The organism is Vibrio sp. Vb1574 (genome assembly GCF_033338675.1).
In genome coordinates this window covers 73,383-98,718 of record NZ_JAWOTC010000009.1, presented here as the reverse complement: position 1 = coordinate 98,718, position 25,336 = coordinate 73,383, and the positions used below count along the sequence as shown (strand labels likewise).

Annotated in this window: 21 protein-coding genes; 8 read left to right on the top strand and 13 right to left on the bottom strand. The window is 44.2% G+C overall.

What is annotated here, in order from left to right:
• Positions 1-151: 151 nt before the first annotated feature.
• The 6 genes from fabG to yceD form a co-directional block, all read right to left on the bottom strand.
• Complete coding sequence (fabG, locus tag R7O12_RS09095) at positions 152-886, bottom strand: 3-oxoacyl-ACP reductase FabG (RefSeq protein ID WP_025767222.1); 735 nt, start codon at positions 884-886, stop codon at positions 152-154.
• A gap of 45 nt (positions 887-931) precedes the next feature.
• The gene (gene fabD, locus R7O12_RS09090; protein WP_005387313.1) at positions 932-1,855 is read right to left on the bottom strand and encodes an ACP S-malonyltransferase; all 924 of its coding nucleotides are present in this window, start codon (positions 1,853-1,855) and stop codon (positions 932-934) included.
• 75 nt (positions 1,856-1,930) lie between these two features.
• Positions 1,931-2,881 (bottom strand): beta-ketoacyl-ACP synthase III, encoded by a 951-nt coding sequence (locus tag R7O12_RS09085; RefSeq protein WP_017821385.1) that lies wholly within the window; start codon positions 2,879-2,881, stop codon positions 1,931-1,933.
• Between the two features lie 5 nt (positions 2,882-2,886).
• Complete coding sequence (gene plsX, locus R7O12_RS09080; RefSeq protein ID WP_017633846.1) at positions 2,887-3,912, bottom strand: phosphate acyltransferase PlsX; 1,026 nt, start codon at positions 3,910-3,912, stop codon at positions 2,887-2,889.
• A gap of 10 nt (positions 3,913-3,922) precedes the next feature.
• Positions 3,923-4,093: a 50S ribosomal protein L32 gene (gene rpmF, locus R7O12_RS09075; RefSeq protein WP_005396978.1), complete on the bottom strand. Its 171-nt coding sequence runs from the start codon at positions 4,091-4,093 to the stop codon at positions 3,923-3,925.
• A 59-nt stretch (positions 4,094-4,152) separates the two neighbouring features.
• Complete coding sequence (gene yceD / locus R7O12_RS09070) at positions 4,153-4,677, bottom strand: 23S rRNA accumulation protein YceD (RefSeq protein WP_005387307.1); 525 nt, start codon at positions 4,675-4,677, stop codon at positions 4,153-4,155.
• A gap of 149 nt (positions 4,678-4,826) precedes the next feature.
• Here yceD and R7O12_RS09065 point away from each other — a divergent pair, with 149 nt between their 5' ends.
• A complete protein-coding gene (locus tag R7O12_RS09065; protein ID WP_005380845.1) occupies positions 4,827-5,408 on the top strand; it encodes a Maf family protein in 582 nt (193 codons plus the stop codon).
• 58 nt (positions 5,409-5,466) lie between these two features.
• Here R7O12_RS09065 and rluC read toward each other — a convergent pair whose 3' ends face one another.
• Entirely contained in the window at positions 5,467-6,411 is a 945-nt protein-coding gene (gene rluC / locus R7O12_RS09060) for a 23S rRNA pseudouridine(955/2504/2580) synthase RluC (RefSeq protein WP_021033985.1), read from the bottom strand.
• Positions 6,412-7,050: 639 nt separating this feature from the next.
• Between rluC and rne the strand changes: the two genes are divergently transcribed.
• Positions 7,051-10,140 (top strand): ribonuclease E, encoded by a 3,090-nt coding sequence (rne, locus tag R7O12_RS09055; protein ID WP_167415354.1) that lies wholly within the window; start codon positions 7,051-7,053, stop codon positions 10,138-10,140.
• 332 nt (positions 10,141-10,472) lie between these two features.
• A complete protein-coding gene (locus tag R7O12_RS09050) occupies positions 10,473-12,032 on the top strand; it encodes a SulP family inorganic anion transporter (RefSeq protein WP_005380840.1) in 1,560 nt (519 codons plus the stop codon).
• Positions 12,033-12,092: 60 nt separating this feature from the next.
• Here R7O12_RS09050 and R7O12_RS09045 read toward each other — a convergent pair whose 3' ends face one another.
• Complete coding sequence (locus R7O12_RS09045) at positions 12,093-12,542, bottom strand: low molecular weight protein-tyrosine-phosphatase (RefSeq protein ID WP_176311094.1); 450 nt, start codon at positions 12,540-12,542, stop codon at positions 12,093-12,095.
• 117 nt (positions 12,543-12,659) lie between these two features.
• Between R7O12_RS09045 and cobO the strand changes: the two genes are divergently transcribed.
• A complete protein-coding gene (gene cobO / locus R7O12_RS09040) occupies positions 12,660-13,265 on the top strand; it encodes a cob(I)yrinic acid a,c-diamide adenosyltransferase (protein ID WP_005380837.1) in 606 nt (201 codons plus the stop codon).
• Positions 13,266-13,327: 62 nt separating this feature from the next.
• On the opposite strand, the gene R7O12_RS09035 is transcribed toward cobO, so the two are convergent.
• The 3 genes from R7O12_RS09035 to apbC all read right to left on the bottom strand — a co-directional run bounded on the left by R7O12_RS09035 (position 13,328) and on the right by apbC (position 17,502).
• A complete protein-coding gene (locus R7O12_RS09035; protein ID WP_025767218.1) occupies positions 13,328-15,415 on the bottom strand; it encodes an AsmA family protein in 2,088 nt (695 codons plus the stop codon).
• Between the two features lie 188 nt (positions 15,416-15,603).
• On the bottom strand, positions 15,604-16,245 hold the full coding sequence (gene udk, locus R7O12_RS09030; RefSeq protein ID WP_005380833.1) for a uridine kinase: 642 nt from the start codon (positions 16,243-16,245) through the stop codon (positions 15,604-15,606).
• A gap of 180 nt (positions 16,246-16,425) precedes the next feature.
• Entirely contained in the window at positions 16,426-17,502 is a 1,077-nt protein-coding gene (gene apbC / locus R7O12_RS09025) for an iron-sulfur cluster carrier protein ApbC (protein ID WP_318125764.1), read from the bottom strand.
• Between the two features lie 162 nt (positions 17,503-17,664).
• Between apbC and metG the strand changes: the two genes are divergently transcribed.
• Both metG and R7O12_RS09015 read left to right on the top strand, forming a co-directional pair.
• Complete coding sequence (metG, locus tag R7O12_RS09020) at positions 17,665-19,740, top strand: methionine--tRNA ligase (RefSeq protein ID WP_025767217.1); 2,076 nt, start codon at positions 17,665-17,667, stop codon at positions 19,738-19,740.
• A 210-nt stretch (positions 19,741-19,950) separates the two neighbouring features.
• A complete protein-coding gene (locus tag R7O12_RS09015) occupies positions 19,951-20,760 on the top strand; it encodes a hypothetical protein (protein ID WP_017821380.1) in 810 nt (269 codons plus the stop codon).
• Between the two features lie 110 nt (positions 20,761-20,870).
• Here R7O12_RS09015 and fadR read toward each other — a convergent pair whose 3' ends face one another.
• Positions 20,871-21,710 (bottom strand): fatty acid metabolism transcriptional regulator FadR, encoded by an 840-nt coding sequence (gene fadR, locus R7O12_RS09010; RefSeq protein ID WP_203345872.1) that lies wholly within the window; start codon positions 21,708-21,710, stop codon positions 20,871-20,873.
• A 639-nt stretch (positions 21,711-22,349) separates the two neighbouring features.
• Between fadR and nhaB the strand changes: the two genes are divergently transcribed.
• The gene (nhaB, locus tag R7O12_RS09005; protein ID WP_005380822.1) at positions 22,350-23,936 is read left to right on the top strand and encodes a Na(+)/H(+) antiporter NhaB; all 1,587 of its coding nucleotides are present in this window, start codon (positions 22,350-22,352) and stop codon (positions 23,934-23,936) included.
• 83 nt (positions 23,937-24,019) lie between these two features.
• On the top strand, positions 24,020-24,556 hold the full coding sequence (dsbB, locus tag R7O12_RS09000) for a disulfide bond formation protein DsbB (protein WP_017821379.1): 537 nt from the start codon (positions 24,020-24,022) through the stop codon (positions 24,554-24,556).
• 79 nt (positions 24,557-24,635) lie between these two features.
• Here dsbB and R7O12_RS08995 read toward each other — a convergent pair whose 3' ends face one another.
• Positions 24,636-25,253, bottom strand: a complete 618-nt coding sequence (locus tag R7O12_RS08995; protein ID WP_005380818.1) for a YecA family protein — start codon at positions 25,251-25,253, stop codon at positions 24,636-24,638.
• Positions 25,254-25,336: the final 83 nt, after the last annotated feature.

The window sequence follows — 25,336 nt, the reverse complement described above, 5'->3', positions numbered from 1 at the left end:
AAAATTAGCGAATTTAACCGAATTTCAATACATTTTTGACTTAAATCATGCACAAATCTTGCGCATAAGCATGACAAGTTCATGACAGTTAACTGCAACTATAGGCTATTTTTCACAATGTAAAATAGCTTATTTTGCATAAACTGTCGCATTAAACCATGTACATGCCACCATTTACATGCAAAGTTTCACCAGTAATGTACGCTGCTTCAGGAGAAGCAAGGAAAACTACTGCTGATGCAATTTCACGTGGGTCACCTAAACGACCTGCTGGCACGTTCGACAAAGTTGCCGCACGTTGGTCATCACTTAGCGCCTTAGTCATGTCAGTTTCGATGAAACCAGGAGCAACAGTGTTCACTGTTACACCACGAGACGCAACTTCACGAGCCATTGATTTAGTAAAACCAATCACGCCCGCTTTCGCTGCTGCGTAGTTAGTTTGACCAGCATTACCCATGGTACCAACAACAGAGCCTACGTTGATGATACGACCCGCACGTTTTTTCATCATACCGCGTAAAACCGCTTTAGACATGCGGTAGATAGGCGTTAGGTTGGTATCGATGATGTCGTTCCACTCATCATCTTTCATGCGCATCAATAGGTTGTCACGAGTAATACCAGCGTTATTCACCAGAATATCGATCACACCAAATTCTTCGTTGATCGTTTTTAATGTCGCTTCGATAGACTCGACATCAGTCACGTTAAGCGCTAAGCCTTTACCGTTATCACCAAGATACTCGCTGATAGCAGCCGCACCACTTTCAGAAGTAGCAGTACCGATAACCGTAGCACCTCGCTCGACAAGAAGTTCCGCGATCGCGCGGCCAATACCACGGCTTGCGCCGGTAACTAGCGCGATCTTACCTTCTAGATTCATCATGTTGTGTTTCCTTTTCTTATCGCAAATTTATCGCTTGATGGATTACTTCGCAGCGTCTAGCGATGCGATATCATTCACTGCTGCTGCAGTTAGCGTTTTCACGATACGTTTTGTTAGACCTGTTAAAACTTTACCAGGACCAAGCTCAAGAAGATTTTCTACGCCTTGTTCGTGCATCAGTTCAACTGTTTCAGTCCAACGAACTGGGCTATGTAGCTGACGAACAAGCGCATCTTTGATTTTTGCAGGATCTGTCTCAGCAACCACATCAACGTTGTTGATAACTGGCAGCTGTGGTGAGTTAAATTCGATAGACTCAAGAGCTACAGCAAGTTTTTCCGCTGCTGGCTTCATAAGTGCACAGTGTGAAGGTACTGAAACAGGAAGAGGAAGCGCACGCTTCGCACCGGCTTCTTTACATAGCGCACCAGCTCGCTCTACTGCGTCTTTGCTACCAGCGATAACGACTTGACCAGGCGAGTTAAAGTTTACTGGAGAGACCACTTCGCCTTGCGCTGCGTCTTCACACGCTTTTGCAATCGCATCATCAGCCAAACCGATAATCGCGTACATTGCGCCAGTACCAGCTGGTACTGCTTCTTGCATAAGTTGACCACGTAATTCAACCAGCTTGATGGCTTCTTTAAAGTCGATAACACCCGCACATACAAGTGCTGAGTACTCACCTAGGCTGTGACCGGCTAGGTTTGCTGGTTGCTCTAAGCCAAGTTCCTGCCATACACGCCAGATTGCAACAGATGAAGCTAGCAAAGCTGGTTGAGTACGGAAAGTCTCGTTTAAATCTTCTGCAGGTCCATTTTGAACAAGCGCCCATAGATCGTAACCTAGTGCGTCAGATGCTTCTGCAAATGTTTGTTTTACTACGTCATATTGTTCGCCTAGTTCTGCAAGCATACCTACAGCTTGAGAACCTTGACCTGGAAATACGATAGCAAACTTGCTCATGTTGTTTTCCTTTAAGCAAAGTAAAAAGAAATAAGATGCACCAAGTGCACCTTAAATTTTGAATTCTTGTGAAACTTAGAACTTCACAAGGGCCGAGCCCCAAGTGAATCCGCCGCCAAACGCTTCAAGAAGCAGAGTTTGACCGCGTTTAATACGACCATCACGTACCGCTTCATCTAGTGCTGTTGGCACCGTCGCAGCTGATGTGTTGCCGTGTTTATCAAGTGTAATCACGACTTGGTCTAGTGACATCGAAAGTTTCTTCGCTGTCGCTGAAATAATGCGGTAGTTCGCTTGGTGCGGCACTAGCCAGTCTAGTTCAGACTTATGCATGTTGTTGGCTTCAAGCGTATCTTTTACTAGTTTCGATAGCTGAGTTACAGCGACTTTGAATACTTCGTTCCCAGCCATATGAAGCCATTTATCCGCATCTTGCCCCCGCACAGGTACAGGTAGGCTTAGAAGCTCTCCGAATTGACCATCCGAGTATATGTGGGTAGAGATAATGCCAGGCTCTTGGCTAGCGCCTACGACAACGGCTCCGGCACCATCACCAAATAGGATAATGGTTGAACGGTCTGTCGGATCACACGTTTTAGACAAAGCATCTGAACCAATCACAAGTACGTTTTTGCACATACCAGATTTGATATGTTGGTCTGCAACAGATAATGCGTACACAAAACCAGAACAAGCAGCGGCTAAGTCAAAAGCTGGACAACCTTTAATGCCAAGCTTTGCCTGCACCTGACACGCAGATGAAGGGAAAGTATGGCTACTGCTCGTTGTGGCTACGATAATCAGGTCGATATCGTTTTTATCAATACCCGCCATATCGATAGCGTTTTCAGCTGCGTAGAATGCCATGTCTGCTACAGTTTCGTTTTCTGCAGCAATTCGACGCTCTTTAATACCCGTGCGAGCAACGATCCACTCATCACTTGTATCTACCATTTTCTCTAGATCTGCGTTTGTACGCACCTGAGATGGCAGGTAGCTGCCAGTACCTAAAATTTTGCTATACATGAAGACTAATAATGCCTCTCGAGTAAAACCGCTTCCAAACGATCGCTAATACGGCTTGGTACTTGTCGTTTGACCTCGTGTACTGCCTCGCCAAGTGCATTGACAATCGCAGATACATCCGCACTTCCATGGCTTTTTATGACAATGCCGCGCAATCCTAGCAAACTTGCGCCGTTATACTGGTCGGGGTTCAGTGTTTTTAGTTCATTAAACAGCCTAGAAAACAACTTTCTAGCTATCCAACCCTTTATCGTTGATGCCATTATGCTGGTTTTAATTTTTTCGATAAAAAGTTGAGCTGTTCCCTCACTGGCTTTTAAGCATACGTTGCCGACAAATCCATCACAAACAATGACGTCCGCAACATCATGCAAAATTTGATTACCTTCAATATAACCGACAAAGTTAATCGCATCGGTCTGAGAAAGCATTTCTGCGCAACGTTTGACTAAATCGTTACCTTTAATCTCTTCTGCGCCAATATTGAGTACAGCAACGCGAGGAGGACGACCCAAGTGTTCTTCAGCTAATGCACTGCCCATTACAGCAAATTGGAACAAGCTATCAGCATCGCACGATACATTCGCCCCCAGATCCAGCATCCAAGTACGCTTTCCGGTAATCGTCGGTAAAGCGGAAACTAAAGCAGGACGTTCAATGCCAGGAAGTAACTTAAGAATGAAACGCGATAGTGCCATTAATGCACCGGTGTTGCCACCACTAACACAAGCATCCGCTTTCTGCTCAGAAACCAAATCGATAGCCATACGCATAGAACTATTTTGGCTATTACGTAACGCCAATGAAGGTTTTTCTGAGTTCGAGATAACTTTCTCGCTGTGAAGAATAGTCAAGCGGGAACTGGTCGAGGTACCGAGTTGAGATAATTGAGACGTGATCAGAGATTGATCACCAATAAGAATCACTTTTAGCTCTGGGAAATGAGACAGTGCCTGCACGGCGGCAGGCACTGTTACGCGTGGACCGAAATCCCCGCCCATTGCATCAAGTGCAACGGTAATACTTTGCAAAGGTTCAACCTTACTTGTTGATAACCTTTTGACCACGGTAGTAACCTTCAGCAGTTACGTTGTGGCGTAGGTGAGTTTCACCAGAAGTCGCGTCTACAGATAGAGCAGCTGTAGTTAGCGCATCGTGTGAACGACGCATACCGCGCTTAGAACGAGTTTTACGGTTTTTCTGTACGGCCATTGACCCTACTCCTATACTATTGGGTTAAAAACCTGAAGAAGAATCGGCTACCACACCTATTACTTTTTCAGACTTTTCAAAACGTCGAATGGATTCGGTTTTTCTTCCTCAATTTCTTCAGGAATCTCACCAAAAACCATGTTATTTGAATCAACGCTACAATCCGCTTCATCGTGCATCGCAATTTGAGGTAATGCTAAGATGAACTCGTCTTCAACAAGTTGTATGAGGTCTAATTCACCATATTCATTTAGATCTACCAAATCATAAATTTCTGGTGCTTCCTGTTCTGTTTTCTCACCGTAGTAAGGAGTAGAAAGGAATTCAACTTCGCACTCATGTGCGAATACCTCATTACAACGCTGACACTCTAAATCGACTTCGATGTTAGCTTTACCAGAGATAACAACGAGTCGCTGTTCATCCATCCCAAATGACAATGAGACTTCTGCGTCGCGTTTTACGCCTTCAGTTGTTTCCACTAAGCGCTTGAAAAGACTAGCTTGGATGATGCCATCGTAATCCAATCGTTTCTGTGCAGCTTTAGCTGGGTCAACCGTTCGCGGTATTTTTACCTTTTGCATAGGGCGCGAATATTATCTTCCAAATCAAAATTAGTCAAAGAAAAAGGCAAAAAAGTTGTACTTTTTTACGCTTAACATACAGAGCATTAGCCAGAATCATTTTTGATCTATTATCCTATTGGAAATGCTCCCACGAATTGTAATTCAAAATGAAAAATTACCAACTGGTTTTAGCCTCAACCTCCCCTTTTCGTAAACAACTGCTTGAAAAGCTCTCACTACCATTCGTTTGTTTATCACCTGATTGCGATGAAACACCTTTTGACCAAGAAACGCCAACTGAACTTGTGCAGAGACTGGCCCAAGAGAAAGCAATATCTTGCCAGACGGATAAAGCAAGTTTAGTTATCGGCAGTGACCAAGTTTGTGTCATTAATGGTGAAATCGTTGGCAAGCCTTTAAATAGAGATAACGCGATAAATCAACTTTTGGCTCAAAGTGGAAAAGTCATCACTTTCTATACTGGTCTTGCGGTACATAACACCGTGACAAACCATACAGAAGTCGGCTTTGATTCTTTCGAGGTGCACTTTAGAGATTTAACGCTTGAACAAATCGAACGCTACGTCGACAGGGAAGAACCTTTTTACTGCGCAGGCAGCTTTAAAAGCGAAGGCATGGGAATTTGTTTGTTTACGAAATTAGTTGGTAAAGACCCGAACACACTTGTCGGACTACCATTGATTGATTTGATTGATATGTTGCATGTTCAAGGACTCGATGTCCTTTAACCCAAATACGATAAAAGGGAGCCACAGGCTCCCTTTTGCATCCGCGAGGAAAACATGGTTACGCGTTTCTTAAACCCGCCAACACTTTTTCTAGTTTCGGTTCCATCGGTGCGTTGATTTCCATCCACTCATCATTTGATGGGTGTTGGAACTTGATGTTTGCCGCGTGTAGGAACAAACGATCTAAACCAACTTGACCTGTGTAAGCGTCAAAGCGACGATCACCGTAGCGATCATCCCAAGCGATTGGGTGACCAGTGTATTGCGTATGAACTCGTATTTGGTGAGTTCGACCAGTAATCGGACTCGCCTGAATCAATGTAGCTTGTTCGAACTTTTCCAAAATCTTAAAACGCGTTTCTGACGGCTTACCATTAGGGTTAACACGAACAATACTGTTCACTTCGTTTTTGAGCAGTGGCGCGTTCACAACCTTACAACTGCTTTTCCATTGCCCCATGACAAGAGCTAAGTAAAACTTCTTTACTGTCTTTTCACGAAACTGGGCTTGCAAGTGACGAAGTGCAGAACGCTTCTTAGCAACCAGCAAAATCCCTGAAGTATCACGGTCAATACGATGCACAAGTTCAAGAAAGCGAGCTTGAGGACGCAGAGCCCTAAGCGCTTCAATCGCACCAAACTTTAAACCACTGCCACCATGCACAGCGGTGCCAGATGGTTTGTTTAGAATCAACATATGGTCATCTTCGAAGATAATCATATTTTCCAACTCAGCGACTTTGTTAAGTTTCGTACTTGGTGCGACATCGTCATCTTTTTTCTCGACGGTCACCGGTGGAATACGAACGAGATCGCCTGCTTTTAACTTGTACTCTGCTTTTATACGCTTTTTATTTACGCGCACTTCGCCCTTACGCACAATTCGGTAAATCATGCTTTTAGGAATGTCTTTTAATTGGTTGCGCAAAAAATTATCAATGCGCTGACCCGCCATATCTTCGTCGATGTCGACGAACTGGACTTTTGTTCTTATTTCGTTCATGGGCGGTATTGTAAACTCAATTTCGTGCGACTTCACATTATTCTTGTCGTAAAAGAAACACTCGGTGGCACATGCTGGTCTAAATTTCGCCAAGCTTTTGTTTAAATTATTAAAACTCTCAATCAAGTTCTCAATTTGTTTTCTGTCCTGAACAGTTTGCACATCTCAATTGCTTATGAAACAGCCAGTTATAAATTAGAAATTTTGAGTTTAGCGGCAAATTTTCTATCGTTTGCGTGAAAGCAGATTGCTGATAGCCACGCGCACTGCTATAGTTCACAGCTGCTAAGGAAGGTTTGGTTACATTTTATTCATTACCAATCATTTATCCTCAAGCAATGTGAGTAGATCGTTGAAGGTCGAGTGCAGCATTGGCGTGAGACACATCGAATTCAACACTCTTGCCACCCTACTCCTCGCATATTCACGTTGAGTACCTACCGCCCAAATAGCGGGTCACAAGTCTACGTTTCCAACAGAAACCACAAGAGGCTTGTGATGACTGAAGTGCCCGAGAGCATCCCCTTCCAGCCGGGAGGCTGCAAAATACAAGCCATGGGATCAGGCACCGTGAAAGAGCGAAAAAACAGTGGCAAGTCGACAAGAAAGATATAAAAGAAAAGACAACGAGAATTTTCAATGAAAAGAATGTTAATTAACGCAACTCAAAAAGAAGAGTTGCGTGTCGCTCTGGTTGATGGCCAGCGACTTTTCGATCTTGATATCGAGAGTCCAGGTCATGAATCTAAAAAAGCGAATATCTACAAAGGACGTATCACACGTATCGAACCAAGCTTAGAAGCCGCATTTGTTGATTACGGCGCCGAGCGTCACGGTTTCCTCCCTCTCAAAGAAATTGCCCGCGAATATTTCCCTGAAGGTTACACCTACCAAGGTCGTCCAAGCATTAAAGAAGTGCTAACGGAAGGCCAAGAAGTTATCGTTCAAGTGGAAAAAGAAGAACGTGGAAGCAAGGGCGCAGCTCTTACTACTTTCATTTCTCTTGCTGGTAGTTACCTTGTTCTGATGCCTAACAACCCTCGTGCTGGCGGTATTTCTCGTCGAATCGAAGGTGACGAGCGTACTCAACTAAAAGCCGCATTAAGTACTTTGGAACTGCCTCAGGGCATGGGCCTAATCGTACGTACTGCTGGCGTTGGCAAGAGTGCTGAAGAACTTGAGTGGGATTTGAATGTACTACTTAACCACTGGGGTGCAATCAAAGGTGCAGCGGACTCTAACCCTGCTCCATTCTTAATCCACCAAGAAAGTAACGTTATCGTTCGTGCAATCCGTGACTATTTGCGTCGTGATATTGGCGAAATCTTAATTGATAGCAACACCATCTACGAACGTGCAAAAGAGCACATTCAATTGGTGCGCCCTGATTTCCTTAACCGCGTTAAGAAATATGAAGGCGAAGTTCCACTATTCAGCCACTACCAAATCGAAAGCCAAATTGAATCGGCTTTCCAACGTGAAGTGCGTCTGCCATCTGGTGGTTCTATTGTTATTGACCCGACTGAAGCACTAACGTCTATCGATATCAACTCTGCTCGTGCAACCAAGGGCGGCGATATTGAAGAAACAGCTCTAAACACGAACCTAGAAGCAGCCGACGAAATTGCTCGCCAATTACGTCTACGTGACTTAGGTGGCTTAGTGGTTATCGACTTTATCGATATGACCCCAGTTCGTCACCAACGAGAAGTAGAAAACCGTCTACGTGAAGCCGTTCGCCTTGACCGCGCTCGTGTACAAATCGGTCGTATTTCTCGCTTTGGTTTGTTGGAGATGTCACGCCAGCGCTTGAGCCCTTCTCTAGCAGAAGCAAGCCACCACATCTGTCCTCGCTGTAGCGGAACTGGTGTCGTTCGCGACAACGAATCTCTAGCACTTTCTGTACTTCGTTTAATTGAAGAGGAAGCGCTAAAAGACAACACAGCACAAGTACTTGCAGTCGTACCTGTGCCAATCGCCTCTTACTTATTGAACGAAAAACGTCGTTCAGTAAACCATATCGAACGCATTCAAGAAGTGAAAATTACGGTTGTTCCTAACTCTGATATGGAAACACCGCACTTTGAAGTTATCCGTGTTCGTGAAGGCGAAGAGTTCGATCTGATTTCTTACTTACTTCCTAAGAAACTGGAAGCAATGAAAGAAGCAGAAGGTAAAGAGCCAGCGGAAGTTGACGTAAAACCAAAACGAATTGAAGAGCCAGTTCTTAAAGGCTTTGCTGCTCCGTCTCAAACCGCACCTGCACCAGCAGCTAAACCAGCTCCTGAGGCGAAGAAGAAAGAACAAAACGTTGAACAAGAAGAGAAACCTGGATTGTTCAGCCGTCTGTTTAAAGCACTTGGTAGCTTCCTATTCGGTGGTTCTGAAGAAACAAAAGAAGAACAGAAACCTCAGGAAGAGAAAAAACCAAATCGCGATAATCGACGTAACAAACGTGATCGCAACGATCGTCGTCGCAATAACAACCAGCGTGATAATCGTGATAACCGCGACAATCGCGATAACCGACGTCGTCGTAAGCCTCGTGATGAGCAGGCTAATGAGCAAAACGAAGCTCAACAACAAACAAATAAACCGCAAAACCGTAACCAAAAGCGTAAACCTAAAGCTCAACAGGCAGATAAAGCCCAAGAGCAGAAAGCAAACGCAAAAGTAGCGGAAAAAGGTCTGCAGCTAGCAGCGGAAGCTCGTACTGAAACAAAACCAGAAGAGAGCAAACCGAAGCAGCAAAATGCGAAAGCAGAAAAAGTGAAAGAGCGCCGCCAACGTCGCAAATTGAACAAGTCTGTACGCGTTAAGGACCAAGAAGCTATTGAGAAGAAAGCCGAAGAAACAGCGGTTAAGACTCAAGAAACGGTTGAAGCTAAAGTTGAAAAGCCAACAGAAGCAGCGGTAGAGGCACAGCAAGACAACAAGCAAGCAGAGTCTAAGCAACGTCGTAATCGTCGTTCGCCACGTCACCTGCGTGCAAGCGGCCAGCGTCGTCGCCGTGGCCGTGATCGCCGCCCTAACCCATTCCGCCTACGTAAGGGAGGTGTCGCTTCTCCTGAAATGGCTATGGGTAAAGTAATGCCACGTTACATTCCGAAACCAGCACCTAAGAAGGAAGAGCGAGTTAAGGAAGAAGCTGTAGCAGCAGTACCTGCAATCCAAGGTGGCTTTGCTTGTCCAGAAATGGCAATGGGTAAAGTGATTATTCGTCGCGAGCAGCCTGTCGTAACAGATGCGCCAGTTGTTGAACACAAGGTTCAAGAAACCGTTGAAGCGAAAGTGGAAGCTCCAGTAGTAGAAGCACCCGTTGTGGAAGCACCTGCTGTGGAAACAGTAATCACAGAAAAAGCTGAATCAGCAGTAATAGAAACAGCCTCGGTAGAGCCTATCGTTGAAACTCCTGTAACTGAACATGCTGAACCGGTTGATGCCATTGTAGAAACGGCACCTGCTGAAGAGCCTATCGTTGAAGCAGAAAAAGAGATTGCGGCCGAAGCGCCAGTAGATAAACCAGAGCCTAAAGTCGAAGCCATTAAAGTTGCGGCTAAGCTAAACGCTAGCGCACCGATGACGAAAGCACCTGGCCCTCAAGAGCTACGCGAAATCACGGTTGCAGCAGCACCGTTCAAAACCGAACGTTACCAAGCTAAAGGTGCTGGTAGCCAAGTGGCTAAAAACCGTGCATCGGCAGAGATGACAAAGCCTAACTTTAACTAGGCTAAATCATTACGTTCAACTGCTTAACGGCATAAATAAATTAAAGGCTACCATCTGGTAGCCTTTTTTATCTTCATATTTGCCCAAAAAATTGTTCATATAAATACCAATTCGTGATCACATTTGTACGCCATTATTCGTATCATTCTTGAACTTAATCACACTTTTCGGTAGCATGCGCCGACTCAAGTTTTCGACACCATTCTGATGCTGCTCTTTTAATACTACGGTTTACACTGCAATGTGTGATTAAAATTCAACCTTCCAGTGGCTTGTGCAAATACGAATATGTGTCGGGTTTAACTCATTGCAAAGAGAACTTAAAAACAAACATGTTCGAATTTCCCCAATTTTCTAAGCACTCCGTAAAAAATGATGTGCTATCAGGCTTAACCGTTGCGCTAGCATTGGTTCCTGAAGCTGTCGCATTTGCGTTCGTCGCAGGCGTAGATCCGATGGTCGGTCTTTACGCTGCATTCATCGTTGGTCTTATTACTTCCATTTTCGGTGGTCGTCCTGGCATGATCTCTGGTGCAACAGGTGCCATGGCAGTCGTAATGGTTTCGCTTGTCGCGACTCACGGTGTCCAGTACCTATTCGCAGCCATCATGCTCGCTGGTATTCTTCAAATTGCCGCTGGTATGTTTAAATTGGGTAAGTTCATCCGTATCGTACCTCACCCTGTGATGATCGGTTTTGTGAACGGTCTGGCTATTGTTATCTTCCTAGCTCAGTTGGGTCAGTTTAAAGCGCCAGACATCAACGGCATGCTTACTTGGCTACCACAAGACCAGATGCTGCTAATGCTTGGTTTGGTTGCGCTGACTATGGCAATCATTCACTTTCTACCAAAAATCACAACAGCTGTACCCTCTTCACTTGTTGCGATCGTAACGGTGACGGCTTTAGTGGTTGGCTTGGATCTGGAAACTCGAACTGTTGTTGACTTCCTGCGTACAATGTCTGGTGATGAAGCTGCAACACTCGCAGGTTCACTACCAACCTTCTCTATTCCTGCGGTACCATTTACACTAGAGACACTACAAATCATTCTTCCATACGCGATCATTCTCGCGGCCATTGGTCTAATTGAATCTCTACTAACACTGACAGTTTTAGATGAGATGACGAATACTCGTGGTCAATCTAACCGCGAATGTATCGGTCAAGGTATGGCAAACATGACGTGTTCTGTGTTTGGCGCAATGGGTGGTTGTGCGATGATTGGTCAGTCGATGATCAACGTAAACTCAGGTGGTCGCGGCCGTCTATCTGGTATCGTTGCGGCTATCGCTCTATTGATGTTTATCTTATTCGCTTCTTCGCTAATTGAAATGATCCCACTCGCTGCTCTGGTTGGTGTGATGTTCATGGTTGTCATTGGTACATTCGAATGGGCAACATTTAAGCTAGCACGCCGCGTACCGAAGCAAGACTTCTTCGTTATTGTTCTTGTGACCGTTGTTACTGTTCTTACTGACCTTGCTGTTGCCGTAGCGGTTGGTGTTATCGTTTCTGCATTAATGTTTGCATGGCAACACGCTAAGCACATCTATGCCGACACGTGCTTAAACGAGGAAGGTTCAAAAGAGTACAAGATTCACGGCCCTATTTTCTTTGGCTCTGCGGCTAACTTCCTGGAGTTGTTTAACGCGCCTGAAGATCCAAAAGATGTGATTGTCGATTTTGCAGACTCTCGCGTGACAGATCACTCTGCAATTGAAGCCATTGAAACACTGGCTGAGCGTTACAATGCTCAAGGTAAAACGCTGCACCTTCGTCACCTAAGCCCAGATTGTCGTAAACTTTTGGACAAAGCTGGCAGCTTGGTTGAAATTAACGTGAAGGAAGACCCAAGCTACAAAGTCGCAACCGACATACTAGCGGGTTAACACGAATAAAAAGGGATGAGCTGAGCTCATCCCTTTTTCTATTGTCTTCAAGCCCGGCGATTATAGCTTCTTCAAAATAGCATCTGATGCCTCTTCGATTAAATCAAGCACCAGTTCAAAGCCATCTTCCCCACCATAGTATGGATCAGGGACTTCGTCGTAACCTGACCCAGAATGACTTAAAAATAACGATACTTTGTGTCGATACTTCAACGGACAAATATCCAATAAATCGGCCAAATTTGCTTTATCTGCGGCTAATATAAGGTCAAACTTTTCAAAGTCATCAATGGTGACTTGGCGCGCTTGCATTCCTCTAAAAGAATAGCCTCGCAGCTTTCCTGCTGCCATCGCTCTTGAATCCGGTCGGTTTCCTGCGTGGTAGCCAATTGTACCTGCCGACTCAACCTCTACTTCAACGCCTAGCTTTTGAGCTTTCGCTCTTAACACTGCCTCTCCAGTTGGTGACCGACAAATGTTTCCCATACAAACAACAAGTATTTTCTTCATTTTATTCCCTGAATTATCGGTGGTTTTTCTTCACGATATGTTGGTCTATCATAGCGAGATAAATCAATGAACCCAAATTAGCTTGGGCACAGCACGAAAAGGAATTGAGGAAGTATTATGTCTATCGAAGAAAATAAAGAAGCACGCCATAAAGCTCGCCAACAAAAAGTCAAAGAACAGGTAGACGCAAAAATCGCTGCTGCTCAAGAGGAAAAAGGTCTGCTACTGATCATTACCGGAAATGGTAAAGGTAAATCGACATCAGGATTCGGTACGATCGCACGCGCAGTGGGTCATGGTTTGAATTGTGCTGTCGCGCAGTTTATTAAAGGTACTTGGGACAACGGTGAGCGCAACCTACTTGAGAAACTCGGCGTTGAATTCCAAGTAATGGCGACCGGCTTTACATGGGAAACTCAAAACAAAGCCGCTGATACCGAAGCAGCGCAAGGCGTATGGCAAGAATGTAAACGCATGCTGCAAGACGACTCTATCGATGTCATCTTGTTTGACGAGCTAACTTATATGGTGAGCTACGGCTACATCGACTTAGACGAAGTGGTCGAAGCGCTGAGCAACCGACCTAAAATGCAGTCGGTTATTATTACTGGGCGTGGCGCACATCGAACCCTGATTGAAATGGCCGATACCGTTTCTGAAGTGAAAAATGTAAAGCACGCATTTGAATCTGGCGTAAAAGCCCTCAAAGGCGTCGATTGGTAACACTCGCAGAGTAATTTAAAAAGGGTTGGCAAAATGCCAACCCTTTTGGTTTTCACGCACGGTTAGTTGAAAAGATTCTTCAATAAACCATCGACCGCATCTTTGGTTTTCTCGTCTTTGATTTTGTCCGTTAGCTTCTCCACGCCACGATCGATTTCTTTTTGAGCTTTCTGCTTCAGAACATCATCGAATACGAGCTTGAATTTAGGTTCTGCCCACTTACCAGACACATTGATTGGAATCGTGATGTCTTTCAGCTCATCTATATCTTTACCGCCCTGGCCTTCTAGGCTGCCTACAACTGACGTGCTGATAGTAAAGTCGACTGTTTCATTGATGTAGTTTGCGGTACCTTTACCACGAACACGTAACAATGGAGACTGAGCTTGCATATTATCCGTTGATACTACACCTTTGTTGAGTTTCAATGTCGCCGTCATCGCACTGAAGTCTGTTTTCTTAGCTTCATTGGTGCCTTCAACTTTTTGCCCTTTAAATTTCGCATAGTTTTCACGAATCAACTGAGCAACGTTGATGCCATTCACCGCACCGTCAGCAAAATTGATAACAACCGTACCAGATAGATTCTTCTTGATACCGGTAGGCGTGAGACTCTTACCTGTAACATTCACATCAATGTTACCTGTCCCTTCAAGTTTGTCGTTTTCAGCAACGTCTATAAGTAGCGGTTGAACTTTCACGCCTTTGATTGACTTTTTAACACTGTAAGTCGCTGGTGATTGGCGTGCATCTAGCTTCGCTGTCGCTGAGATTGAGCCTTGGTACAACTTCGAACTAAAAGATGTAAGCTCAAACACGCCACGATTTACAGTGAAGCTCGTTTTTACCGCTTCCATCTTCGCATTTGCCGCTTTGAATTTGTCGATGGTAATGTCACCCTTTACATCTAACGTTTTCAACGCAGACAAATCAGGCTCAACCTCAGGTCCGGCAGGAGCACTCTCGCCACCAGAAGCAGGCTTATTACCTTCGGCAGCTTGCTTATCTAACCCTAAAAACTCATCAAGATCGATATTGGGGCTATGGAGAGCAAAGCGTACTTTAGGAATATCACCGAGTGTCACATCTGCCTTACCATCTAGGGCGATAGCATTCGCTGTTAACTTCTCTAGAACAAAACTCAGATGGTTTTTCGTTAGGTCGAAAGACAGATCAGACACCATGTCGACTTTCATCGGGGACTGAGGTAAAGCATCACCCTCAAAAGTCGATTTAAGAGTTAACTTATCCAACTGTACTTTGCTGATAGCCTTGTCCACGCTAAGTTGACCAGCACCCTGCATATCTAACTTCATACCACCAGCGACACCCTTAATGGCATAAGTCAGGTTATTTACTTTATCGAATTCAAACGTGTCTAAACCGATCGTTGCCGATTCAATTTTATTGGCAGGGTCAGAGTATGTCGCATCAAAGTTGATGTTCTTTAGCGCGTAGTTTGCCAAACCTTTTTCTAGCTTAAAGTCTGCCTGACCTTTCGCGGTGAACTTTTGGTCGTTCATTTCGCCCTTCACGCCAAAATCAGCCGTTGTCCAGTTGTCAAAAGCGAATTCGGAAAGGTTTAATGAAATATCATAAAGTTTGGTGTAACTACCGGCTTGCTTATCCTGCATTTCTAATGAACCGTTAGAAACCGTAACGCCAGCAAGATTAATACTCCAATCAGAACCAGAAGTTTGCGTTTCACCATTTTGCGTAGGCGCAGCATTGCTCTCTTGTTCTGCTTGTTGTGTTTGGGCTTTCGTCAATGCATCAATATTCTTGCTGCCATCTTTCTTGGTTTCAATGTAGAACTCAGCACCATCAAGCGTGACGTTTCCAATTTCAAGCTGTTGACTAAAAAGTGGCATAACAGAGATGTCTACACCAACGGTATCAACTTTGAATAAATTGGGTTTACTAAAGCCTTGTGGGTTTCGCAATTCTGTATGTCCCAACTCAAAGCCAATTGATGGGAAAAATTGCCAACTGATATCCCCTTCAATCACCAACTCTAATCCCGTTTGCTTTTGCGCTTGCTCAACAATAAGGGGTTTAAACTGATTCGGATTGACGAAGATGGTTAACGCTAAAATTGCGACCAAAATGACCACAATCGGTATTGCTAGAATTAAGAGCAGTTTCTTCATTTGTTTTTCCTTGCTCGAGTGTTTTTACAATTATAAGCGCAGACTCCATTTGCCGCTGACAGTTCCACAAAAGCGTGAAAAGTGTCTGGTTTTAACCTGCAACTGACTAATTTAAAAACAAAAAAAGAAGTGGCACTTAAGGTGCCACTTCTTCTCCTAAAAATAAAGCGATATAGCCGTCTATAGGCTTAAGCTTTCAAAAGTCTTGCAATGTGAGCTTTTAATACATCAATTGCGATACGGTTTTTACCACCGCGAGGAACAATAATGTCCGCATATTGCTTAGAAGGTTCGATAAACTGCATGAACATCGGACGTACTGTTTGTTGGTATTGCTTAAGAACAGACTCCATAGTTCGGCCTCGTTCTTCCACATCACGCTTAACACGGCGAAGCAAGCAAATATCTAACGGTGTGTCCATAAATACTGTCGCATGCATCAAATCACGAAGACGAGGGTCTGTAAGAAGAAGGATACCTTCTAGAATGATCACCTTTTTAGGTGTCATTGTGGTGGTGTTAATTGTTCTTGTGTGCTCAGTGTAGCTGTACTCAGGCACTTCTACTGCTTCACCACGTACCAATTTTTCTAGGTGCTCACACAGTAGGTCGTGGTCCAACGCACTCGGGTGATCGTAGTTCGTCTTTACTCGCTCTTCCATGCTTAGGTGGCTTTGGTCGTTGTAGTAGCAATCTTCCGTGATGACACCGATTTGATGATCGCCTACTTTCGCGCGAAGCTCATTATAAATAGTGCTCGCGATCAGACTTTTTCCCGAAGCAGAAGCGCCAGCAATACCTACGATGACGCATTGATTATTATCAGACATTAGTTTGCACCCGATGATGATTTCTAGTCACATAAAAAGATAAACTGCCTGATTATAGGGAGTTCACCCCATAGTTACTAGTTGGAATTAGGGTTTAGTCATAAGTTTCTGCCTGCTCAGAGGATTAACCTCCGAGCAAACGTTAAAATGTGCAATTATCAACCAACAGGCATAGTAAACTTAGTTCACCATTGTAAAGCTAATCGCATCTGGTTTTGCTTTGCCTTGCCAAAACATCGTGCTACATACGCGATCGGCAAGTTGCTTATAATACCCTGCATGCTCACTTTCTGGGCGTCTTGCTACCGTTGGCACGCCAGCGTCAATATCTTCTCTCATAGAGATATGAAGCGGAATTTGTCCTAACAATGCTAAGCCAAATTCTTGCGACATTTTTTCAGCTCCGCCCATACCAAAAATATGCTCTTTCGCGCCACATTGACTACAAATGTGATAACTCATGTTTTCCACAACACCAATAACCGGGACATGGACTTTGTTAAACATTGCCGCTCCCTTCCTTGCATCGGCAAGGGCTAAATCTTGCGGTGTTGTGACTAACACGCTACCTGTTACCGGAATTTGTTGTGACAGCGTCAATTGAATATCCCCCGTACCTGGCGGCATATCAATCACCAAATAATCCAAATCTGGCCAATCTGTTTCAGTTAATAACTGCGACAACGCTTTTGAAGCCATTGGACCGCGCCATATCGCCGCTTCTGATTTATCCACCAAATAACCGATAGAATGAGTATAGATGCCGTGAGCAAAAATGGGTTCCATCCACTTGCCATCACGAACTTCTGGTTTAGCATCTTCTTGCCCCAACATCATAGGTACAGACGGACCATAGATATCTGCATCCAACAATCCCACTTTCGCCCCAGATTGAGCAATTGCCAACGCTAAGTTAACTGCGGTAGTAGATTTACCAACGCCACCTTTCGCAGAACTGACGGCAATGATGTTCTTAACACCCTTAACCGAGTTAGCCACTTGAGTTTCCAAAGCTTTAACTCCAAGGCGAATATTAAATGGGAATTCAGCTACTTTACCCGAGGCTTGCTGCTGTTTGATCCAGTCATGCAGTACGGTTTGAAGCTCATTACTTGCGAATGGCAACTTTATATCAATAGAACCCTGTGTCGTAATCGAAATTGCGCCATGAATATCTGCCCAGTTTTCCACCAACTGTGGATGTTGGAATTGGTTAAACAAGTGACAAAAATCTTGTTTTGAAGTGAACTGATGCATAAGCCCTCCTTTTAGATGTCATGCTACCACCGTCCAGGCTCAACCAGAACCCCAAAAAAACTAAGGCATTCCGCAGTTTGACACCTTGGAGTTAGTCAGTTCATGGGGTAGTATTATCCATCAAAATTTATTTATACCTATCAAGAAAAGCGAATATTAAGTATGGCAAACGATCCAAAAAACTTTCCGTCAAGGAAAATGCTGGTAACTTGTGCCCTTCCGTACGCTAACGGTTCGATCCACCTTGGTCATATGCTTGAGCATATCCAAGCGGACATTTGGGTTCGTTACCAACGCCTACGCGGCAACACTGTAAACTTCATCTGTGCTGACGATGCTCACGGCACGCCAATCATGCTTAAAGCGCAACAGATGGGTATTACTCCTGAAGAAATGATTGCCGCAGTTAGCGAAGAGCACCAAAAAGACTTCGCTGGATTTGATATCAGCTTTGATAACTACCACAGCACACACTCAGATGAGAACCGTGAGCTAGCGTCACACATTTATCTTGAGTTGAAGAAAAATGGCTTTATCTCTAGCCGCACTATCTCTCAGCTGTTCGATCCAGAAAAAGAGATGTTCTTACCGGACCGTTTCGTAAAAGGTACCTGTCCAAAATGTAAGTCTGAAGACCAGTACGGTGACAACTGTGACAACTGTGGTGAGACTTACAGCCCAACAGAACTGATCAATCCTAAATCTGCGGTTTCTGGTGCGACGCCAGTAATGAAAGATTCAGAGCACTTCTTCTTCGACCTGCCTCAGTTTGAAAGCATGCTAAAAGAGTGGACTCGCTCTGGCTCGCTACAAGCTGAAACAGCGAACAAAATGCAAGAATGGTTCGAATCTGGCTTGCAGCAATGGGATATCTCACGTGATGCACCATACTTTGGCTTCGAGATCCCTGGTGAGAAGAACAAATTCTTCTACGTATGGCTAGACGCACCTATCGGCTACATGGGCTCTTTCAAAAACCTATGTGACAAGCGCGACGACCTAGATTTCGACGAGTACTGGAAGAAAGACAGCTCAGCAGAACTGTACCACTTCATCGGTAAAGACATCGTTTACTTCCACAGCCTATTCTGGCCAGCAATGCTAGAAGGTTCCGGCTTCCGTAAACCAAACAACGTATTCGTACACGGTTACGTAACCGTAAACGGCGCGAAAATGTCGAAGTCTAAAGGTACGTTCGTAAAAGCAAGCACTTACCTAGAGCACCTAGACCCTGAGTGTCTACGTTACTACTACGCTGCGAAGCTAAACAGCCGTATCGATGATCTAGATCTTAACCTTGAAGACTTCACTCAGCGCGTAAACGCTGACGTTGTTAACAAGATCGTTAACCTGGCATCTCGTAACGCAGGTTTCATCGCGAAACGTTTTGAAGGCAAACTGTCTGACAACTTTGCAGAGCCTGAACTTTACAACGAATTTGTTGCTGCTGCTGACCGTATCGCTGAGCTTTACGAAACGCGTGAGTTTGGTCGTGCAATCCGTGAAATCACGGCATTGGCAGACAAAGCTAACCAATACGTTGATGAAAAAGCACCGTGGGTTGTAGCAAAAGAAGAAGGCAAAGATCAGGAACTACAAGACATCTGTTCTGTCGGTATCAACCTATTCCGCGTACTGATGACTTACCTGAAACCAGTAATGCCATCGCTAGCTGCGCGTACTGAAGCGTTCCTAAACCAAGAGCTAACTTGGGAAAACATCGCTGATCCACTAACAGGCCACGAGATCACTAAGTTCAAAGCACTGTTCAACCGTATCGATCCGAAGAATGTTGAAGCGATGATCGAAGCGTCTAAAGAAGATGCGGCGGCAGAAATGGCGGCGAAAGAGAAAGCTGAAGCGGAAAAGAACAAGGCTAGCCAAACCGAGTTAGACAAAGAACCAATCGCTGAAGAGATTGAGTTCGATGCTTTTGCTGCAGTAGATATGCGTATCGCTCGCATCATCTCTTGTGAAGAAGTACCAAAAGCCAACAAACTGCTTAAGTTCCAATTAGACATCGGTGGTGAAACTCGTCAGGTATTCTCTGGCATCAAGTCAGCTTACAAACCTGAAGAGCTAGAAGGCAAGCTAACGGTAATGGTAGCAAACCTAAAACCTCGTAAGATGAAGTTTGGTATGTCTGAAGGTATGATCCTAGCGGCAGGCCCTGGTGGTAGCGACCTGTGGATCCTTGAGCCACACGAAGGCGCTCAACCTGGCATGCGCGTAATGTAAGTTGTAGCTTTACGATCAAATTTAAAAAGTCCTCGCCAGTTCAGCGGGGACTTTTTTTGACTGAATTCACACTTTTGGGGAATTTGTGCACCAAACTTGTACAACATCTTTCCCGTCACAAGCCTAACTCACTGTTTTAATAGAATTTAATTAGTGGCATCAAAACTGCAATCTTCCTTGTTAGGTCCAAACACTAACAAGGAGTTGGTTATGTTTGTTTTGATTTCCACACTATTGTCCATCGCTATTTTAGCCGGAATATATCACTTATCTTCTAAACGAGAGCAGCAACATGCGCGCAAATATCAGCTGTTAACATTGTTGCGAGATGTTGTTCACCTTCTGAGACACCACCGAGCTGCTACTCACTACTCGCTTCAATTCCAACAAAACGATCAACAAAAATTGGACGCTCTTCATGATGCTCTGACTAACAAGCTGCATCTTTTAGTCGAAACATCACGGTTTGAAAACAAACCCATGTATCGCGTATTACAGATTAAAGTAGGGAAACTACTTGAACAATGGAATGACCATAGTGTTGCAAGAAACCAGATGGAGCATGGTAAGTTAATTCGTCATTGCTTGTTTTTGATGGATGAAGTAACCATCGCATGGCTAGCGGTTGAGCAAAGAGATGACTTGCATAATGAGTATCACATGAACTGGCAAAACATTATGGATAGCTTGGAGACCCTGACTCAGTTACGAATCAGCATTCAAGATTTAGGAGAACAAGGCGGAAATGAGCGTTTCAAAAACTATGCATCGGTCATGATGCGTAAGCTAAACCAACTAGCGGTTATCGCTCCACTTAGCATTACCTCTCCTGCTTCCACGCGCTCAATACAGACGCTAAATGAATACGTGACAGGGAGTCATGTCGACTTAACAGAAGCAGAGCTTTATGGCGTCACATCGGACTTGTCATTGACCATCTTCAATACTTACGACCATGTCCTTTCAGATGTCGTAGAGTCATTATATCTACCGTTACCCAGACTCTCGCTAGCAGGATAAACGTTCCATGCCTTATTATTGGTGCTAGGTCCGTCGCCGACTTATAAATAAAAACAAAAAAACCGCAGGCCTAAGGCACTGCGGTTTTCGTTTATCCAACTTGTCAGCGCTTAGCTGTCGTCTTCCGTGAAGTTCGTTGGTAATTGCTTTTTCATTTCGTTCCAGATCAACGCACTTTCCATACCATAATGACGAATCACTACTGGTAGTTGCTCACGCTGGCCACTTTCACAAGTTTCGAGCAATTGATGGTAAAACTTCAGAGCTAGCTCACGAGAAGCTGGATTTGAGAAGTAGTAGCTACCGACACGATCGTAGAGCTTCTTCAAACCATTAAAGATCAAACCGTAAATTTGATTTCCTGAATGGAATGCTAGGCGCTGGAAAAGCATATAATCGTAAAAGTTGAACGTTTTAGCAATCAAGATTTCTTGACGCTTCGCTTCATCTTTCTCGTTATCTTCTTTCACATTCTGCAGAACTTTTTCAGCATACGGCGAAGAAGCGATGAATTCGTCCCAGGAAGCCGCATTCATTAAAGATTCACAAGATTCGATTACGTTCTTAATTGTACGCTCAGAGCTCTCTTTGTTCGCTTTAAATGCATAGCGCATAAAGATAGGACTGATGTTAGTACGTGCCGCAAGCAGATCTTCTACAATGTTTGTCGCATTATCAACGTCTAGCGTCATTAAAGTATCCAAAATATGCAGACCAGAGGTCTCCATAAATTGGTTAACTTTCGTAGGTTTGCCGTGCTGGATAGTCAGCCATCCATCACGGGCTAGTCGTTGAAGAACCTCTCTTAAAGTCGTTCGAGTAACACCAATCAGTTCGGACAGCTCGCGCTCAGCAGGTAAAATTGAGCCTGGAGGAAAACGGCCGTTCCAAATGCTCTCGATAATATATTTTTCTGCGAATCCCGCAGGGCTTTTCGCCTTTATGACCATTCTACTTTTTATCCAATATTGATTTCTGAGGGTCGATACTACTCATCATACCACTACTTAGCGGTTTGAGAAAATTTACGATCAATAGTGGAAACGACTCCATAACATAGAGTTAATACTCTATATGTTGTGTCAATTTAAGAGGCTCTAACATGCGAGCGAAAGCAGTAAAATATGAATTTTCATTTAATTAAACAGCTCACAAATCTCGGAGAAATAAAGACAACCGTGTCACATTTTTATATTCAAAATATGAAAAATTACTTTGTATATCACAGTTAATATTCTTTCTTAATTTGCCTTTTCTCGTCACTGACCGTCATTTAAAATCCAAGAGGATTTTTTTAAGACTTTCATGGTATAGTAACGCCGTTTTGATCGCGTTATTACATTTAAAAAGTCATTTTAGTCGGTAGCATCACGTTTTGTTATTGACTAATAAATGCCTGAGTGTAGAGTTTGCGGTCGAAAGTGAGCGGTGCTTGAGTTCAGGGGAAGTAACTTGGCAAGACTACAATAAACAAAGGATTGTTGTTTTACTAAGTTATTGTTTTTAAAGACTAGTTAATAAGTCTAACAAACAGATACTTAAGCACTATTGTAGTGTCTATTCATAATTTTGTTATAAAGAGAATTATCATGCCGATATCGCTCGGAAACGCTTTTATCAAGAACTTCCTTGGTAAAGCGCCTGATTGGTACAAAGTTGCCATTATAGCCTTCTTAATAATTAACCCGATTGTATTCTTCCTAATAAACCCATTTGTAGCTGGATGGTTGTTGGTCGCTGAATTTATTTTCACGCTAGCAATGGCATTAAAATGCTACCCATTACAACCTGGCGGTTTACTTGCTATTGAAGCCATTGCTATCGGCATGACTAGCCCTGCGCAAGTTAAGCACGAATTAGTAGCAAATATCGAAGTACTGCTACTTCTAGTATTTATGGTTGCGGGCATCTACTTCATGAAGCAGCTATTGCTGTTCATTTTTACCAAAATTTTACTTGGCATTCGCTCTAAAACCCTACTATCACTCGCGTTCTGCTTTGCTGCGGCATTTTTGTCTGCATTTTTGGATGCCTTGACGGTTATCGCCGTTGTTATCAGCGTGGCGATCGGCTTTTACTCTATCTATCACAAAGTAGCGTCTGGTAACCCTATCGGTGACCATGACCATACACAAGATGACACGATCACTGAACTAACGCGTGATGACTTAGAAAACTATCGTGCCTTTTTGCGCTCTTTGTTGATGCATGCTGGTGTAGGTACTGCCTTAGGTGGCGTAACCACGATGGTTGGTGAACCTCAAAACTTAATTATTGCAGACCAAGCGGGTTGGTTATTTGGTGAATTCCTAATCCGTATGTCTCCAGTGACACTACCTGTATTTTTCTGTGGTCTCATCACTTGTGCTTTAGTTGAAAAGCTTAAAGTGTTTGGCTACGGCGCGAAGCTTCCTAATAACGTTCGTCAGATCCTCGTCGATTTTGACCGTGAAGAGCGTAAAACGCGAACAAATCAAGATGTCGCAAAACTCTGGGTTCAAGGTCTTATTGCGGTTTGGTTGATCGTTGCACTCGCTTTGCACTTAGCGGCTGTCGGCTTAATTGGCCTTTCTGTGATCATTTTAGCGACCGCATTTACTGGTGTCATTGAAGAGCACTCCATGGGGAAAGCGTTTGAAGAGGCCCTGCCCTTCACTGCACTGCTTGCTGTATTTTTCTCGATCGTTGCTGTAATCATTGATCAAGAGCTGTTTAAACCAGTCATCGATGCGGTGCTTGCCGTTGAAGATAAAGGTACTCAGCTAGCTCTGTTCTATGTGGCGAATGGCTTGTTATCTATGGTGTCGGATAACGTGTTCGTTGGTACGGTTTACATCAATGAAGTAAAAACTGCACTCATTGAGGGCCTCATTACTCGTGATCAGTTCGACTTACTGGCGGTGGCAATCAATACTGGTACTAACCTGCCTTCTGTTGCAACGCCAAACGGTCAAGCGGCATTCCTATTCTTACTCACATCGGCTCTCGCTCCATTAATTCGTCTGTCTTACGGTCGAATGGTTATCATGGCGCTGCCTTACACCGTCGTTCTTGCGATTGTCGGTCTAATGGGAATCATGTTCTTCCTAGAGCCTGCAACAGCTTCTTTCTACGAAGCTGGTTGGATTTTACCTCATAGTGGTGATCTGACTCCCGTAGTATCCGGTGGTCACTAAAATTTGAGTTGATTAGGAAACTTATCCACGATAAAAAGCTCTGAGTATTCAGAGCTTTTTCTATTTCAGACAGGAACAAAAACGTGACTATTTTAAATTCACTTAACCAGTTTTCAAAGGGACGTTTATCGTGGCTACTGCTTCTGCTATTCGTCGTTTTCTTTGAAGCATGTGCCCTCTATTTTCAGCACGTCATGATGCTTGCACCATGTGTCATGTGTATTTATGAAAGAGTCGCGATGATGGGAGTGGGCGTCGCTGCAATGGTTGGTATATTGGCACCCAAGAACCCAATTTTCCGCTGGCTAGGTTTGATAGGCTGGGGATTAAGTGCTTACAAGGGTTTGTTACTTGCGATGCAGCACGTTGACTACCAGTTTAATCCATCACCATTCGCGACTTGCGATTTATTCGTCACATTCCCTAGCTGGGCTCCGCTCAATCAGTGGGTTCCTTGGATGTTTGAAGCATATGGTGATTGCTCTAAGGTTGTATGGCAGTTCCTTGATTTATCAATGCCACAATGGTTAGTCGTAATTTTTGCAGGCAATTTAATCGCTTTGGCATTAATTGTAATTGCACAATTCTTCCCTGCAAAACGCGTTAATCCAATTCGTTAATCCTACTGACGCGTAAAAATTAACAAAAAGCCGACCATCTGGTCGGCTTTTTGTTAAGTGGATAGCGCGGCGATTCGATTTAGCCGCGTGATTGACCACAGCACTGCTTGAATTTTTTTCCGCTCTCACAAGGACAGGGATCATTGCGCCCGATACCTTTGAATGGGTTTAGGCTTTGAGCTTTATTGCCTACCATCAACTCATCCGCGCCCAGCGCGACTTCACCGACCATTAAATCAAGCTGATCGACTAAATCTGTCAGGGCCGGTGGCGTTTCAATACCTGCGTCGCGCATCTGTTGCTGCGTTGCTGGCTCATCGATAGCCAGCATCAAAGTGGTCAGTAATGCTTGCAGCATACGCTGTAACCCATCATTGAGCTCAACGTCTTGCCATTGTTCTTCAATCATTGGCCAAACAGACATAAAGCCTTCGGCAAAATCAGCAAGTTGTTCAGGTTCTTTGCCTGTTAGCTCTAGCACGGAATATTCGTTTCGTTGAATTCGGTTATGCTGCTTGTGAATTTGCTCTTCCACAGCTGGTTGAATCGCTTTGAATCCCTCACCTAATAGCGGCTCTAACCACTTTTCAGGAGCGAGTGGTTTTGTCGTCAGATTCGCAGCTAACACTGCGCCTTCGATAAATAGGCAAGATTCATCGACGTGAACTTCACCTTTTTCAATCAATGTGTATTGCATGACATCTGGTTTCCCATAAATTTGGCGGCATTATACCTCAGAGCTCAAAAGCACGTAACCTAACGTTGTGTGTTTGACTGCAC

Excerpts from the sequence above, each read along its gene's own strand:
- R7O12_RS09065 (WP_005380845.1), top strand. The coding sequence starts at position 4,827 with ATGAAAAATTACCAACTGGTTTTAGCCTCAACCTCCCCTTTTCGTAAA.
- R7O12_RS09015 (WP_017821380.1), top strand. The coding sequence starts at position 19,951 with ATGTTTGTTTTGATTTCCACACTATTGTCCATCGCTATTTTAGCCGGA.
- rne (WP_167415354.1), top strand. The coding sequence starts at position 7,051 with ATGAAAAGAATGTTAATTAACGCAACTCAAAAAGAAGAGTTGCGTGTC.
- R7O12_RS09035 (WP_025767218.1), bottom strand. The coding sequence starts at position 15,415 with ATGAAGAAACTGCTCTTAATTCTAGCAATACCGATTGTGGTCATTTTG.
- R7O12_RS09050 (WP_005380840.1), top strand. The coding sequence starts at position 10,473 with ATGTTCGAATTTCCCCAATTTTCTAAGCACTCCGTAAAAAATGATGTG.
- fabG (WP_025767222.1), bottom strand. The coding sequence starts at position 886 with ATGAATCTAGAAGGTAAGATCGCGCTAGTTACCGGCGCAAGCCGTGGT.
- fabD (WP_005387313.1), bottom strand. The coding sequence starts at position 1,855 with ATGAGCAAGTTTGCTATCGTATTTCCAGGTCAAGGTTCTCAAGCTGTA.
- cobO (WP_005380837.1), top strand. The coding sequence starts at position 12,660 with ATGTCTATCGAAGAAAATAAAGAAGCACGCCATAAAGCTCGCCAACAA.
- rpmF (WP_005396978.1), bottom strand. The coding sequence starts at position 4,093 with ATGGCCGTACAGAAAAACCGTAAAACTCGTTCTAAGCGCGGTATGCGT.
- udk (WP_005380833.1), bottom strand. The coding sequence starts at position 16,245 with ATGTCTGATAATAATCAATGCGTCATCGTAGGTATTGCTGGCGCTTCT.
- nhaB (WP_005380822.1), top strand. The coding sequence starts at position 22,350 with ATGCCGATATCGCTCGGAAACGCTTTTATCAAGAACTTCCTTGGTAAA.
- rluC (WP_021033985.1), bottom strand. The coding sequence starts at position 6,411 with ATGAACGAAATAAGAACAAAAGTCCAGTTCGTCGACATCGACGAAGAT.
- apbC (WP_318125764.1), bottom strand. The coding sequence starts at position 17,502 with ATGCATCAGTTCACTTCAAAACAAGATTTTTGTCACTTGTTTAACCAA.
- R7O12_RS09045 (WP_176311094.1), bottom strand. The coding sequence starts at position 12,542 with ATGAAGAAAATACTTGTTGTTTGTATGGGAAACATTTGTCGGTCACCA.
- R7O12_RS08995 (WP_005380818.1), bottom strand. The coding sequence starts at position 25,253 with ATGCAATACACATTGATTGAAAAAGGTGAAGTTCACGTCGATGAATCT.
- R7O12_RS09085 (WP_017821385.1), bottom strand. The coding sequence starts at position 2,881 with ATGTATAGCAAAATTTTAGGTACTGGCAGCTACCTGCCATCTCAGGTG.
- metG (WP_025767217.1), top strand. The coding sequence starts at position 17,665 with ATGGCAAACGATCCAAAAAACTTTCCGTCAAGGAAAATGCTGGTAACT.
- fadR (WP_203345872.1), bottom strand. The coding sequence starts at position 21,710 with ATGGTCATAAAGGCGAAAAGCCCTGCGGGATTCGCAGAAAAATATATT.
- yceD (WP_005387307.1), bottom strand. The coding sequence starts at position 4,677 with ATGCAAAAGGTAAAAATACCGCGAACGGTTGACCCAGCTAAAGCTGCA.